Source organism: Methylobacterium sp. FW102-HT35C08, from assembly GCF_058790235.1.
Genome location: NZ_JBYTCL010000002.1, coordinates 1,880,130 through 1,894,008 on the forward strand (window position 1 = coordinate 1,880,130; position 13,879 = coordinate 1,894,008).

Annotated in this window: 9 protein-coding genes and 2 pseudogenes; 7 read left to right on the forward strand and 4 right to left on the reverse strand. The window is 72.8% G+C overall.

Annotated features, from left to right (window positions below):
* Positions 1 to 35 precede the first annotated feature (35 nt).
* The gene (locus tag AC3WSN_RS08940; RefSeq protein ID WP_492537393.1) at positions 36 to 2,735 is read left to right on the forward strand and encodes an ATP-binding protein; all 2,700 of its coding nucleotides are present in this window, start codon (positions 36 to 38) and stop codon (positions 2,733 to 2,735) included.
* Between the two features lie 266 nt (positions 2,736 to 3,001).
* Here AC3WSN_RS08940 and AC3WSN_RS08945 read toward each other — a convergent pair whose 3' ends face one another.
* Together AC3WSN_RS08945 and AC3WSN_RS08950 are read right to left on the reverse strand one after the other, a co-directional pair.
* Entirely contained in the window at positions 3,002 to 4,549 is a 1,548-nt protein-coding gene (locus AC3WSN_RS08945) for a sensor domain-containing diguanylate cyclase (protein WP_492537395.1), read from the reverse strand.
* A gap of 147 nt (positions 4,550 to 4,696) precedes the next feature.
* Complete coding sequence (locus AC3WSN_RS08950) at positions 4,697 to 5,560, reverse strand: HAMP domain-containing sensor histidine kinase (RefSeq protein WP_492537397.1); 864 nt, start codon at positions 5,558 to 5,560, stop codon at positions 4,697 to 4,699.
* Here AC3WSN_RS08950 and AC3WSN_RS08955 point away from each other — a divergent pair.
* On the forward strand, positions 5,529 to 6,140 hold the full coding sequence (locus AC3WSN_RS08955) for a hypothetical protein (protein WP_492537399.1): 612 nt from the start codon (positions 5,529 to 5,531) through the stop codon (positions 6,138 to 6,140). The genes AC3WSN_RS08950 and AC3WSN_RS08955 overlap by 32 nt on opposite strands.
* Here the strand turns inward: AC3WSN_RS08955 and AC3WSN_RS08960 are convergent.
* Positions 6,118 to 6,795, reverse strand: a complete 678-nt coding sequence (locus tag AC3WSN_RS08960) for a response regulator transcription factor (protein ID WP_492537401.1) — start codon at positions 6,793 to 6,795, stop codon at positions 6,118 to 6,120. The genes AC3WSN_RS08955 and AC3WSN_RS08960 overlap by 23 nt on opposite strands.
* Before the next feature lie 266 nt (positions 6,796 to 7,061).
* On the opposite strand from AC3WSN_RS08960, the gene AC3WSN_RS08965 reads away from it, so the two are divergent.
* From AC3WSN_RS08965 to AC3WSN_RS08985, 5 genes and pseudogenes are all read left to right on the forward strand, one after another.
* On the forward strand, positions 7,062 to 7,259 hold the full coding sequence (locus AC3WSN_RS08965; protein ID WP_492537403.1) for a polyhydroxyalkanoate synthesis regulator DNA-binding domain-containing protein: 198 nt from the start codon (positions 7,062 to 7,064) through the stop codon (positions 7,257 to 7,259).
* Between the two features lie 58 nt (positions 7,260 to 7,317).
* Complete coding sequence (locus AC3WSN_RS08970) at positions 7,318 to 8,121, forward strand: efflux RND transporter periplasmic adaptor subunit (RefSeq protein WP_492537405.1); 804 nt, start codon at positions 7,318 to 7,320, stop codon at positions 8,119 to 8,121.
* 26 nt (positions 8,122 to 8,147) lie between these two features.
* Positions 8,148 to 8,363: pseudogene (locus tag AC3WSN_RS08975) on the forward strand (efflux RND transporter periplasmic adaptor subunit); the annotation flags it as partial.
* A gap of 61 nt (positions 8,364 to 8,424) precedes the next feature.
* Positions 8,425 to 8,870: pseudogene (locus tag AC3WSN_RS08980) on the forward strand (efflux RND transporter permease subunit); the annotation flags it as partial.
* Between the two features lie 180 nt (positions 8,871 to 9,050).
* Entirely contained in the window at positions 9,051 to 9,278 is a 228-nt protein-coding gene (locus AC3WSN_RS08985; protein WP_192709091.1) for a hypothetical protein, read from the forward strand.
* Positions 9,279 to 9,785: 507 nt separating this feature from the next.
* Here the strand turns inward: AC3WSN_RS08985 and AC3WSN_RS08990 are convergent.
* A complete protein-coding gene (locus AC3WSN_RS08990; protein WP_492543054.1) occupies positions 9,786 to 13,688 on the reverse strand; it encodes a glycosyltransferase in 3,903 nt (1,300 codons plus the stop codon).
* Between the last annotated feature and the right edge of the window lie 191 nt (positions 13,689 to 13,879).

Here is a 13,879-nt window from a genome sequence, read left to right on the forward strand (position 1 = left end):
ATCAGGCCCGTCCGGGCCCCGTACAGGAGCGTACCGTGCACCTCGCGTGGCTCAGGCCGAAACGCTCCCTGGCCGGCCGGCTCGCCCTGGCCGTCACCGGCGCCGTCACGGCGGCGCTCATCCTGGCCGCCGCCCTGTCGGTCTGGCGCGAGGTGTCCCGCTACGCCGCCGACAAGCACGCCGCGCTCGAGGCGGTCGCCCAGGTCTTCGCCCATGGGGGCGCCCGGGCGACGGCGGAGAACGACGCCGATGCTGCGGCCGCGTCCCTGCGGGCGATCGGCCAGGTGCCGTCCATCGTCTACGGCGCGATCGAGCGGCTCGACGGGTCCGTGCTCGCCGAGCAGGGACTCGGCCTGCGCCTGATTCAGGACGCCGCCCAGGACGGCGAGGACCTGTCCCTCCTGCGCATGCTCGCCACCCGGACCCTGCGGGTGGCCGCAACGATCATGGAGAATGGCCGCCCGGTCGGCCGCGTCGTCCTGATCGGCGAGACCGACGACATCCTCGACCACGTCCGGGCCGCCGGCGAGAACGCCGCGCTGGCCGCGCTCCTCGCCATCGCCATCGGCCTCGGCGTCTCGCTGTACCTGCAGCGCAGCGTCACGCGCCCGCTGGCGGCGCTCGCCCGCACCATGGACGCGGCGCGCCTGCGCCACGATTACGCGCAGCGCGCCCCGGTGGAGAGCGACGACGAGGTCGGCGCGCTGGCGCGCACCTTCAACGACCTGCTCTCGGCCGTGAACGCGCGCGACCACCAGCTCGCCGCCCACAGTGCCCACCTCGAAGAGGAGGTCCGCGCCCGGACGGCGGACCTGAGCGAGGCCAAGCAGGTCGCCGAGAGCGCCAACGCCGCCAAGTCGAGCTTCCTCGCCACGATGAGCCACGAGATCCGGACGCCGATGAACGGCGTGCTGGTGATGGCCGAGCTGCTGGCGAGTTCCGACCTGCCGGTGCGCCAGCGCCGCTACGCCGAGGTGATCGCCCGGTCCGGCCAGTCGCTGATGGCGATCATCAACGACATCCTCGACTTCGCGAAGGTCGAGGCCGGCAAGCTCGACCTCGAGCGCGTGGCCGTGAATCCCGCTGAGATCGTCGACACGGCCATCACCCTGTTCGCCGAGCGGGCCCGGTCGGCCGGGCTCGACCTCGCGGCCTCGGTGGCGCCGGACGTGCCGCGGGCGATCCTCGGCGATCCGGTCCGCCTCGGGCAGGTGGTGAGCAACTTCGTGTCGAACGCCCTGAAGTTCACCGAGGCCGGGCACGTTTCCGTCCGTCTGGCGATCGAGGCCGACGGATGCCTGCTCGTCGCCGTCACCGATACCGGCATCGGCATCCCGCAGGACAAGCTCGCCACGATCTTCTCGGCCTTCGCGCAGGCCGACCAATCCACCACCCGGCGCTTCGGCGGCACCGGGCTCGGGCTCTCCATCGCCCAGCGGATCGTCGAGGCGATGGGCGGCACCGTGGCGGTGGCGAGCCGCGTCGGCGTGGGATCGACCTTCTCGGCGCGCATCCCCGTGGAGACCGTCGGGGGCGCCCGGCCGATCCGGCGGCAACCGGGCGTGCCGGCTCCGGTCGTCCTGCGCACGGCCGGTCCCGCCACTCGGGATGCCCTCGCGTCCAGCCTCGCGGCGTCCGGGTTCGAGGCCGTCGAGGCGGCCGGCGGTGTGACGGCCCACTGGATCCTCGACGCCGCCGCCCTCGCGGCGGCGGGCCGCCGGCCGGCGGACGCGGCGCGCGTCCTCGCCCTCGGGCCGCCGGGGGACGAGGCCGCCGACCGGGTGCTCCGGGCCGGGCTCGCCGACGAGGTCCTGCGCTGGCCCGTGGTCCAGGCGGAGTGGCAGCCCGTCCTCGCGGCGCTCGCGGAGGGCAACGCCCTCGCCGCCCCCGCCGCGCGCGCCGTGCCGACCGAGGCTTTGCCGCGCTTCCCCGGCTTGCGCGTGCTCGTGGCCGACGACAGCGCGGTCAACCGCGAGGTGGCCCTGGAGGCCCTGGCACGCTGCGGCGTCACGGACGTCGTGGCGGTGGAGGATGGGGCCGCGGCCGTGCAGGAGGCCGACGCGCGGCCGTTCGACCTGATCCTGATGGACGGCAGCATGCCGGTGCTCGACGGTTTCGCCGCCGCCCGGGCGATCCGTCGGCGCGAGGCGTCCGCCGGCGGCCGCCGCACCCCGATCATCGCGCTCACCGCCCATGTCCTGGCCGAGGCGGCCGAGGCGGCGGCGGCGGCCGGCATGGACGGGACGCTGGCGAAGCCCTTCACCCTGCGGCAGCTGGCCGAGCTCCTGCAGGCGCACGCGCCTGAGCTCCGGGACGGGGCACCGGACGCCATTACCCCGGCGCAACCGAAAGGATTGTCGGCGGCCGTACCGGCGCCCGACGATCTGCTCGACGCCGAGGTGCTGGACGGCCTTCTCGGCCTCGGGGACGGCGCCTTCCTGGACCGCATTCTCGACCTGTACCGGGCGCAGGCCCCCCAGGCGCTGTCCGCTCTGCGCGCCGCTCTCACCGCCTCGGACCAGCCGGCTATCGCCAGGGCCGCGCACAGCCTGAAATCCATGAGCGCCAACATCGGCGCGCGTGCCTTGGTCGAGCCGCTGCGGGCCATCGAGCTGGCGGCCCGGGATTCGGCCTGCGCCGAAGCGCCGTCCACGTGCGACGCGCTGGAGCGGCTGCTCGACGCGACCGTGGCGGGGCTCGACCGGCGGACACGGGGCCACAGGGCCGCGGCCTAGGACCCGCGCCGACACCCTCGGGGCTGCCGGTCCCTTGCGCTGACGCAGGCGGATGCGCGCTCCGACGGTACTGGCGTCGAGAGCCAGGCCCGGGATTCCCTCGGCATCCTGACACGCTGACGAGGCTGCGGGTACAACGCGCGCACGCCAGGCCGCGTCCGGACGCGCGGGTCGCGACCGTCCGAGTGCGATGAATCGGGTCGAGGGGGCCGCGTCGAGTCTCCGGACCGGCGGATGCAACGGTTCCGAAGCGTATCCTCATGCGCTCAGGAGGCGCTCACCAGCTGCAGGGTTCCCCGCGGGGGCGTCGCCGGCACGCCCTGCGGCGCGGCGCAGCGGGTCTGATTGCGGCCGCCCGCCTTGGCCTCGTAAAGCGCGCCGTCGGCCAGCCGGTACAGGTCCGGCACGGACGGGCCCCGGCCATGGCTCGGCACCGCGCAGGCGAGCCCGATGCTCACCGTGACGGCGCCTGCACCGATCCCCGCGGATGCCACCGTGAGCGCGCGGATTTCTGCATGGACCCTGTCGGCGATGCGCAGGGCGCCGGCCTCGTCGGTGTCCGGCAGCAGGATCGCGAATTCCTCGCCGCCGATGCGGCTGACGAGATCCTCCGGGCGGTGGACGCTCGCGGACAGGCGGCGTGCAAGCCCCTTCAGCACCTCGTCGCCCACCGGGTGCCCATACCGGTCGTTGTAGCGCTTGAAATGGTCGGCATCGACGATGAGCAGCGCCAGTGGTCGGCCCGCGTCGCAGGCCGCCGCGCGCGCCAGCGCGAACCTGTCCTCGAAGCAGCGGCGGTTCGGCAGGCCCGTCAGGGCGTCCGTGCGCGACAGCGTGGCCAGCTCGGCCCGCATCGCCTCCCGCCGGCGCAGCTCGCGCCCGAACAGCAGGGAGAGCGCGATCGTGAGCCCGCAGAGCACCAGCAGGACGCTGCCGATCACGATCGCCCGCGCGTACCAGTCGGCCTCGACGTCCCGCGTGGACAGGGCGACGTTCAGGATCAGCGGGAGGGCGCCGATGCGCGTGAAGGTGTAGTAGCGCTCGATCCCGTCGCGCACGGAGGTGGCGACGAAGCTGCCGCGTCCCTCCCGCATGAATCTCCGGAATGTGGGCGCCTGCGCGATGTTCGCCCCGATATCGGCCTGCTCGGACGGGTAGCGCATCAGGCGGGTGCCGTCGTTCAGGTAGAGGTTGATCGCGCCGCCGCGGCCGAGATCGATCTCGCCGAACAGGTGCGCGAAGTACGACAGCTTCAGGCTGCCCAGGACCACGCCGCCGAAGCTGCCGTCCGGCTTGTCGACGCGCCGGCTGAACGGGAGCATGGGCTCGCCGGTCAGGCGCGAGACGATCGGCGTTCCGACATGAAGGCCCAGCCCGGCGCGCGCCTTGTGAACCTGGAAGTACTCCCGGTCCGCGTAATTGCCCTTGCGGGCCGGCACGGCATCGATATCGTCGACGATCTCGCCGCGCTCATCCAGGATGAGCATCACGCCCATGTCGCGGGCGGTGGCCGCACGATCGAACAGGATGAGCTGGCGCATCTGCGCGCTGGCCTGCCCCAGGCCCGGCGCCCGCAGGTTCTCGACGGCGGCCCGGATCGAGAGATCATACATCTCGACATTGCGCGCGATGTCGCGCTCCAGCACCTGCAGGAGGTTCCGCGAGGTCTGCTCGGCCCTGTCCCAGGCATCCTGACGCAGATCGAGCAGCATCAGGCCGGACGCCGCCAGCATGCCGACCGGCGCGAGGACGCCGAGCGCGATCCAGGTCCGGGCCGACCTGAGGCACGCGTTCAAGTGCCGCAACAGAATCATCGGCACATCCACGCCAGGCCCCGGTCGGGTCCGACGGATTGGCATGGCGAGCCTTAACCACCGCTTTCGCTCGGGGTTAGACTCGAGTTCATCCTGTGGAGGACTGGTATTCGAGCGCGAAGGTGAGACAGGTGCTCGGATCCGAGGCTATCGTGCCGGATTGTGGCCGGACCGACCCGTATCGGCCTGGGCCTCGGCCGCTTGGGCCATCGGGAAGCGCAGCGCGACATGGCAGTCGCCGCCCGGCGCGTCCCGGATCGTCACGCCCGCGCCGTGGAGCTTCACGATCGCCGCCACGAGGCTCAAGCCCAGGCCGTGACCCGGCGTGTGGCGCGCCGCTTCGGCGCGGTAGAAGCGGTGGAACACGGTGGTGCGCTCCCCCGGTGGCAGGCCGGGCCCGGTATCGCTGATCGTCACGACGACCGCGTCGTCGGCGCGCTCCAGACCGGCGCGTACGCGGCCGCCGGGCGGCGTGAATTTCAGCGCGTTGTCGAGCAGGTTCGAGACCGCCTCGAAGCACAGGTCGCGGTCGCCGTCGATGACGTGCGCACCGGGCGGGACCGAGAGCGCGAGGTTGATGTCCTTCTCCTCGGCGAGCGGCGCGAAGAACTCGACCGCGACCGCCGCGACCTCGCCGAGGTCGACCCGGGCGAACGCCCCGCGGCGGCGCCCGTCCTCCATCTCGCCGATCCGCAGCACGGCGGTGACCATGGCGAGCGTCTGGTCGATCCAGATGAGGCCCTGGTCGATCGCCTCGTGGAACTCCGCGACGCTCCGGGCCTGCGAGCGCGTGCGCTCCAGCCGGGCGCGCAGGCGGGTGAGCGGCGTGCGCAGGTCGTGCGCCACCGCGTCGCCGACGCTGCGGACCTCGCCCATCAGGTGCTCGATCTCGTCGAGCATCCGGTTGACCGTCCGGGTCAGCCGGTCGAACTCGTCGTCGTGATCGCCGACCGGCAGGCGCCGGCGCAGGTCGCCGCGCATGACCTTGGCTACGGCGGCCACGGCGGCCACGGCGGCCTCGGTGGCGGCGAGGCGCCGGCGCGCGGCTCGTGAGCAGCAGGCCGCCGAGGACGGAGAGCGCCAGCGTCGGCACCAGCCCGAGCCCGAGGGCCCGCAGGGTCGTGGCCTTCACCCGGTCGATCTCGTCGGTGTCGTGCGCGATCACCACGATGCGGCCGTCGGCGAGGGTCAGCGCGGCCGCCCAGATCTCGTCCTGAAGCGTGCGTCCCGCGAGGTCGACCGTCGCGCTCACCCGGTAGGCGTCGCCGTCGCGGGCCAGATGGTCCGGCACCGCGCCGAGATTGCCCGCCCGGCGCGTCCCGTCCGGGCCGAACAGGCCGCCGTAATGGGTGGCGTGGGGATCCATCGCGATCCACGTGTCCACGCGGTTCGCGGCGGCCGCGTCATCGGCCGCCGCCGCCCGGACCTCCAGCCGCAGCGTCTCGGCGAGTTCCTCGCGGCGATAGTCGGCCGTCTGCCAGTAGACGAAGGCGAACATCGCCAGGGCGAGCAGGGCGGACCACAGGGCGATGCCGAGTGCCCAGCGGAGGGCGGTGGAGCGCAGCAGGTCAGCCATCGGGCGCGAGCGTGAACCCGGTGCCGCGCACGCTGTGGATCAGCGGCGCCTCGCCGCCCGCTTCCAGCTTCCGGCGCAGGCGCCCGACATGGACGTCGATCAGGTTGGATTTCGGCGTGAAGCGGTAGTTCCAGACCTCCTCGAACAGCATTGCCCGGGTCACGATCTGGCCGGGGCGGCGCATTAGGTAGGCGAGGAGCTTGAGTTCGCGCGGCAGCAGCTCGAGGTCGCGCGCCCCGCGCCGGCCGGTGCCGGCGATCAGGTCGATCTCCAGGCTGCCGACGCGCAGGACCGTCTCGGGGCTGTCGACCGGCCGCCGCAGCAGCGCCTCGATGCGCGCAGCGAGTTCGCCCAGCGCGAAGGGTTTGGCGCGGTAGTCGTCGCCGCCCGCCCGGACGCCGCGGATCCGCTCGTCGACGTCGCCCAGCGCGCTCAGGACCAGCGCCGGGGTGCGGTCCCCCTCCAGGCGGAGATCCTGGAGCACGCTGAGGCCGTCGCGGCCGGGCAGCATCCGGTCGAGGATGATCGCCCCCCAGCCGCCCTCCCGTGCCGCCCGCGCGCCCTCGGGTCCGGTCGCGGCCCAGGCGACGTCGTGGCCGCGCCCGCGCAGGTCGTCGCGCACGTCCGCCGCCGTCTCGGAATCATCCTCGATGAGCAGCAGCCTCGCCACGCCCCGCCCCCGCCTCCGGTTCACGCGTCGGCGCGCGAACCGGCTCGACTCCCTTGTGGCGGACTTCGCGGCACAAATTGCCCCTCCGCCACTGTGAACCCGAATTTAATGGCACCGCATCACGTTGGCCCCTTTGTTGGAATGACTCTAGCCCGTTCCCGCGCGCCACGCCGGACGGCGCGCTCTTCGAATTCCAACGATGCAGCCCCGGTCCCGATGCCCCTGCCCGATCCACGCCGTCCCGTTCGGCGGGAGGCCGATGGGCCATGCCTAGGAAGCGGCGCCCGCGGCGCCTGATCAACCGCTACGCACAGAGCCGCCTGTACGACGTCGAGACCGGGACCTACGTCTCCCTCGCGCGGCTCAAGGAGCTGCGCTGCGAAGGCTACGAGGTCGTAATCCGCGAGGTCGAGACCGGCCGGTTCGTCACCGAGGATGTCCTGCCGCCGTGCCTTGACGCATAAGGCAGCGCAAGTTCCGGGGCTTGGCCGCCGCCCTGCCCGGCCGGTTGCGGCGTCGCGCATGTCGCTGAACGCCGATCCGCAATCGGCCGCCCGGGATTCCGGGGCGGACGATCGCGTCGCGCCCGCCGCGTCGGCGCACGCGGAGAATCGTGAATCGGCCCGACCGCCGACCCGGCGCTCTGGGCGCGTCCTCCCGCGCCTCGCCCTGCTGGCCGCGGCGCTCGCCGTCGCGGGCTGGTTCGGCGGCGCGCCGATCCGCGACCGGCTGGGTCTGGTACTCGATGCGCCCTTGACGTGGGCGTCCGACCCGAAGGGCGGTGAGGCCCCGGCCGATCCGGACAGCGTCACCCTCGACGCGGCCGGCCAGACGCGGATCGGCCTCGCCGTCGGGCAGGCCGAGACCCGTTGGATCGTGCTGCCGGTGCGCGCCCCCGGCACCGTCGCGTTCGACGAGCGGCGGGTGACGCATCTGAAGCCGCGGACCCCGGGGCGCGTCCTGAGCCTCGCGGTCCAGCCGGGCGACCGGGTCGAGGCCGGCCAGGTGCTGGCGACCCTCGACGCCGCCGGCCTCCTCGACGCGCGCAACGGCCTCACGGCCGCGCAGGCGGCCCTCGGCGAGGCGCAGGCCTCCGAGGCGGTGGCGGCGCTGCAGCTCAAGCGCGGCCAGGAGCAGCTCAAGTTCGGCGGTGTCGCCCGGGCGGAGGTCGAGCGGCGTCAGGTGGACCTCGCCAAGGCCCGGGCCGCCATCCAATCGGCCGAGGCCAATGTCGAGCTGTACCGGGCGCAGTACCGGCGCCTCGCCCCCGCCGAGGGGGCCGCGCCCGGCACCAGCGCCGTGGTCACCCCGATTCCGGCATCGTGACCAGTGTCGGCGTCACCCTCGGCGAGATGGTCGATACCGGGCGCGACGCCATCACGGTCGCCGACCCGACCCGCATCCTGGTGCTGGCGAATCTCTACGGGCCGGATACCGCGCGGGTGAAGGCCGGCGATTCCGCCGCGGTGGAGAGCCCGATCCCAGGCCGTCCCCCCTTCGAGAGACGTGTCCGCTCGGTGAACGCCGCCCTCGATCCGGCGACCAGCACGGCGCCCGCGCGGATCGAGCTCGACAATCCGGGCGATCTCCTGCGCGCCAACATGTTCGTCTCCGTCACCATCGCGGCGGATCTCGGCGCTCACCCTGCGCGACATGCCGTTCTCGATCTCCGTGGCGATCGGCTTCATCGCGACCTTCGGCATCGCGATGCTCAACGGCGTCGTGCTGACGAGCTACATCCGCGACCTGGAGGCGACCGGCCTGGCGCCTCGGGAGGCCGCGATGCGCGCCGCCGCGATGCGGCTGGGCCGGTGATCATGACCGCGCTGGTGGCCGCCCTCGGCTTCCTGCCCATGGCCCTCTCCACGAGCGCCGGGGCGGAGGTGCAGCGACCGCTGGCGACCGTGGTGATCGGCGGCCTGGTCTCCGCGACGCTGCTCACCCTCGTCGTGCTGCCGGCGGTCTATCCGGTCGTCGCCGGCCTGCGCCTGCCCTTCGACCGCCGGACCCTACCCGCCTCCGACGGGACGGGCGAGACGGTCAGGGCGCGGTATCGTGGGAACCTGGACGCCTGAGCCGAGCCGGGCTCACGTCCGGCAAAGGGTCTCGCGATGCCGTCCCGAACCGCCATTGCCGGGGACGGAGGCAGCTGGAGGATAAATATCAACAAACGAGGCGTGGATACGTAGTTCTGTCCTGATGTTGAAAGTTTGCGAAGAAGATTATTCTGATCTGATTCGCTTCGGGAGGCAGGCATGTCGGATGGCGATGCCTTCGCTCATGAAATCGCGGCGCTTCTGATCGCCGATATCAAGACCTCGGGTGCGCGCACCCGGGCTGAACTCGAGGCGGCCTGCCGGATCTCCCTCGAGAGCCTCCTGGGCGATGCCGAGATCCCGCACCAGATCGCGGTCCTGATGCCGATCGGCCTCGACCGCTGGCCGCGGGTCGTCGTGAAGGGACGGCGCCTGCCGGACGTGTAGCGGATCCGGAGGCCGGCGCGGCGCCGACGAGCGACGGGTTCGACCTCGACAGTACGCGGCCCTGCAGTATCGCAATTATCTGCGCCCACACGGCCGACGTCTCACCGACTGCGTCGCCGGGCGTGTTCAGGCGATTCGCTCCTGTCGTCGGACAAATCAAGCTGCACGGCGTCCAGCCGCCCTTCTTGGCCCCCACTTCATGAAGTGCAGCAGGTGTACGCCCGCGTCGCGAGCGTCCGGGTAGACCGACAGGTCCAGTTTGCCGTCGAAGCCTGGGCTGGGCGCACGCCCCGCTGCACCACTATGGGTGTGGTAGTGTCTGACGGGCCCCGATCCGGATCTGTCCGCACATAGCACGCATATTGAGGCCTCGAATGCGCCGGTAAGGTCGGTACGATCGCGTCCGGCCTGGATTGGGTCCATGATCCGCCGCCATATCGTGAAGCACGGTCTGCGGCCGGGAACGAACCGAAGCGTGGCGGCCCAATGTGCCGCCGGAGAGCGGAATCAGGGCCTGAGACCGTAATAGTCGCGCATGAGGCTCCGGTAGGCGGCGGCCTGGATCGGGCCGGAGAGCCGCCCGGTTTCCGAGATGTCGATGGCCAGCAGCCGGTCGTTGCAGGCGGCCGGGTCGGTGACCAGAGCGTAGGGCAGGCGGTGGCCGTTCGGGTAGAGGGAGAGCCGCTCGCCCTGGGCGCCGAGGTCGAAGGCCACCACCGGCAGGCCGGTGCGCAGAGCCAGCGTCAGCGTGTACGCGTACGTCTCCGGCCAGATCGACGGAAGCAGGATCAGGTCGGCTGAAATCTGGTTCACGAGGTCGAGGAACTCGTCGTCGTCCCAGTGGCGGTCGGTCTGGGCGATCTGGAGGGCCGCGCGTGCCGGCCGGTCGAGGGTCGTGTCGTCGGTGGAGTAGCATCCCGTCTCGGTGACGCCCGCGCGTTCCAGGCCGCCCGTGAGCGCCGGGTCGGAGAAGCCCACGATCGAGAACCGCAGCGGCAGATCCCGCTTGCGCGCATCCGTTGCCAGTGCCTGCAGCAGGAGCCCGCCTTCGGGCAGGCTGATCGCCCCCAGCACCGCGACCCGCCGGACGCGCCCGGGCCGCTGCAGGGTAGTGTCGCGCACGGCGCGCTCCGGCTCCAGATGCGGCCGCACCGTGATCGCCAGGTCCGGGTACACCCCCCGGATCCGCGCCGCCGTGTCCGACGAGGGCGCAAACACCCGCGCCGCCCCGGCCAGGAACGCCCCGAACACCGCCCGCCGCTCACCCGGATCCGGCTCCTCGAACCCCTCCGCATCCGCCGCCAGGCACGCCCGGCATTCGGCGACCGGCGCCAGGCCGCAATAGCGCCCGTCCGGCTGCACCAGGTGGTTGCGGTGGCAGACCGGCGAGTAGTCGTGCAGCGTCCAGGCATAGGGCCGGCCCGAGCCCGCCACCAGGTCCATCAGCGCCCCCGCCGCCGCCCAGCGCAGCCCCGCCAGCGAGTGCACGTGGATCAGGACCGGCGCCAGCGCCGCGATGAAGCCCAACACCGTCTCGGCGTCGCGCGGCAGGTACAGGCTGCCGAGGTTGGGCAGGTACAGGAACTCGGCGCCCCGGTAGGCGACCTGGACCTCGAGGTTGCGGGTCCGGTCGATCTGCAGCAGCACCACCGACAGGCCCTCGGCCCGGGCCTTTGCGATCATGTCGTCGATGTGCCGCTGGATGCCCCCGCCCCAGCTGTGGGTCACGTACAGCAGCGCCCGGCCGGCGCAGTGCCGGGCCAGCCGGGCGAGGTCGAGGCGCGCCCGCCCGCCCCGGCCCGGATCGGCCTGGACGAACTGCCCGACGCGGGCCGGGTAGTCGGGGTGCTTGGACAGCAGCGCCGCCTGGCCCTGGTCGTACTCGCCGCCCTCATCCAGCCCGAACGAGATCTGGCCGGCATGGTAGACGTAGACGTCCTCGGCGAGCAGGTTGACGAAGCCGGCCTTGGTGGCGCGCAGGCACCAGTCGTTCTCCTCGCCGTAGCCCTTGCCGAAGGCCTCGGCGTCGAGGGGGCCGACGGCGTCGAGCGCTTCGGCGGTCATGTACATGCAGAAGCCGACGCCGGTGGGCACGGGCACGGCGCGGCCGCGATTGATCTGGGCGGCCAAGCGGTCGAGATCGGGCCGGTCGATCTCCAGCGGCATGGTGTTGTTGGCGTTGAAGCGCGGGTAGGAGCAGATCGTGGCGTTGTTGGACAGCGGCGTGACGCTGCCCACGCGCGGGCGGGCGGCGCCTGCGGGTTCCGCATCGGGCTCGGCCTCGGGTTCGGCATGGGCGACGAGGCGGTCGAGCCAGTCGCCGAAGACCTGGGCGTCGGAGTTGAGCAGGACGACGGCGCGGCCCTGGCGGAGGCCGAGGGCGCGGTTGACCGAGCGGACGAAGCCGAGGTTCTGCTCGTTCTCGACGAGGTGGAACAGGCCCCTGCGGGCGAGGTCGGCCAGCTCGGCGGTGAGCTGCGGGTCGGGGGAGCGGTCGTTGACGGCCAGCAGGGTGAAGGGGGTTTGCTGCGGGGCCGACAGGCAGGCGTGGATGGCGCGCAGGGTCTCGCCGCGTCCCTTGTAGACGGGGACGATGACGACGACGCGGGCCTGATCGATGGGCAGGGCTTGCGGCAGGCCGTCCCAGTCCTGGGCTGCGGGGGCGGTCATGGGCGGGGCGGTGCCCAGATCCTCGGGCGCGGCCAGCAGCCCGGCCGCCCGCCCGGTCCGGACGTAGTGCAGGAACGGCGACTCCCCCGGGCCGAACAGGTGACCGTAGGCCCGGCGGTAGAACCGGGTCACGAAGGCCTTGCTGGGATCGCGATCCTCTTCCTGTCCGTGCGACAGGAAGTGCATGGCGGGACCGTTCTCGAACCCGCGCGTGTCGGGGTAGCGCTTCAGGTACCAGGGAGCGTCGAAATAGGGCTCGATCAGCCGCGCCTGCTTCATCAGCTCCGCATCTTCTTCATGCGGCGGGCTGCCGTAGCGCGGATCGAAGGCGGGATCCGTGAGGTCGACGCCGCGAAGCAGCGCCATGGCGAGGAAGTGGACAAAGGGGGCGAGACCCGTCGCCTCGACGTGGGGGTGATGCGCCCGGTAGGCCCAGCCATTGAAGTCGGGCCGTGGGTTTCGGCCCTTGCGCCAGCCGGTGTCGCAGTAGTCGCGCACCGCGTCGGCCTCCGCGGGCAGCCCGTAGCGCGCTCGGTAGAAGCCGTAGTCGAAATGCCCCGCCACCAGCCGCGCCTGCAGCTCCAGCAGCGCCCCACGCGCCACCGGCTCGGCCCCGATCGCCCCCAGCCAGCCGGTGTCCTCGACGGGCGCCCGCGCCGGACGCAACCCGCACACCCGCAGCAGCGCCGCCAGCGTCGAGCGCCCCGGCCCCGGATCGCGCAGCTCCCGCCAGCCCAGACCGGCAAAGTGCAGGTACGGCTCCCGCCCGCCCACATCCGGGTAGGTCGCCCGGTACCAGGCCTCATCCACCGCCGGCACGTTCAGCCGCTCCGGCTCGGCAAACGGCGCGCGCCCGGACAGACGCGTCTCGGCCACGTAGCGGAAGAACGGGTCGTCCGCGACCGCCCGGCTGCCGGCGCGCGCCTGCACGAAGCCGGCCGGGTCGAAGTCCGGACGCGGGCTGACGAGCGCCCGCCAGCCGCCCTCGACATAGGCGCGCAGCAGCTCCGCGTCCGTGGCGCCGGCCCAGGCCTCCGCCTGCGCGGCGCTCAGCCGCCGCCGGTAGTGGGCGGCGTCGAAGTAGGGCGCGAGCGTCGCGACCCGCAGCGCCAGCGCCTCGGCCGGCTCCGGCCGGGCGGCTCCGCCGTGCAGGACGTAGTGCACCAGCGGGTTCTGGGTGGCGTAGGTGATCTCGCGGGTCAGGCAGTAGGCCAGGGTGTCGAAGCGCGGCGACGGCTCGCGGCCCTCGCGCCAGCCCGAGGCCATGTAGTGGTCGACCGGATCGACGCCGGCGGCCGCGAGGTCGGGGTTGCCGGCGAGGTAGAACGGCCCGTCGACGAGGCGGCGGGCGAGGCGCTCGGCCTGGGCGGTGTCGGGCTTCGGCAGGGCCGCGCCCGCGCCCGTGTCGGCGCCGCCCGTCCGTCCGGACCGGCGCCTGTGCGTCGAGAGGGCGTGCAGGAACGGGTTGATGCCGGCCCGGGCGAGATGGGGCCGGGCGGCGAGGTAGGCGGCGGAGGAGAAGTCGGGCCGCGGGTCGCGGCCCTCGCGCCAGCCCCGGACGAGGTAGTCGCGCACCGGATCGGCCGCGATCCCGTACCAGCTCGCGTAGAAGCCCGCATCGAAAGACGGCGCCAGCGCCGCGATCTGCGCCTCCGCGGTGGCGAGGTCGTTCGCGGCCGGGAGGCCGCCACGCGCTGCGAGCCGGACCAGCGGGTTGCTGCTCGCGCGGACGGAGCCCATGCCGGCCCAGCGGAGGTACAGTCCGTAGAGCGTCCTCAAAGCACCGCTCTCGGCTCATCGGCCGATGCGCCCGGCATCGGGATCTGCGGCGCTCCGTCGATCATCGTGCCGCCATCGACCGATGCCGCACGATCGGTCCGTGCCGACGCGCGGCTCGCGCTGGCGGATCGATCGGGACCTGAAGCTCGGAT

What these genes read in the sequence shown, in the direction of transcription:
- AC3WSN_RS08985 (WP_192709091.1), top strand. Translation starts at nt 9,051, where the DNA reads ATGTCGGATGGCGATGCCTTCGCTCATGAAATCGCGGCGCTTCTGATC.
- AC3WSN_RS08970 (WP_492537405.1), top strand. Translation starts at nt 7,318, where the DNA reads ATGTCGCTGAACGCCGATCCGCAATCGGCCGCCCGGGATTCCGGGGCG.
- AC3WSN_RS08955 (WP_492537399.1), top strand. Translation starts at nt 5,529, where the DNA reads ATGACCTTGGCTACGGCGGCCACGGCGGCCACGGCGGCCTCGGTGGCG.
- AC3WSN_RS08990 (WP_492543054.1), bottom strand. Translation starts at nt 13,688, where the DNA reads ATGGGCTCCGTCCGCGCGAGCAGCAACCCGCTGGTCCGGCTCGCAGCG.
- AC3WSN_RS08945 (WP_492537395.1), bottom strand. Translation starts at nt 4,549, where the DNA reads ATGATTCTGTTGCGGCACTTGAACGCGTGCCTCAGGTCGGCCCGGACC.
- AC3WSN_RS08965 (WP_492537403.1), top strand. Translation starts at nt 7,062, where the DNA reads ATGCCTAGGAAGCGGCGCCCGCGGCGCCTGATCAACCGCTACGCACAG.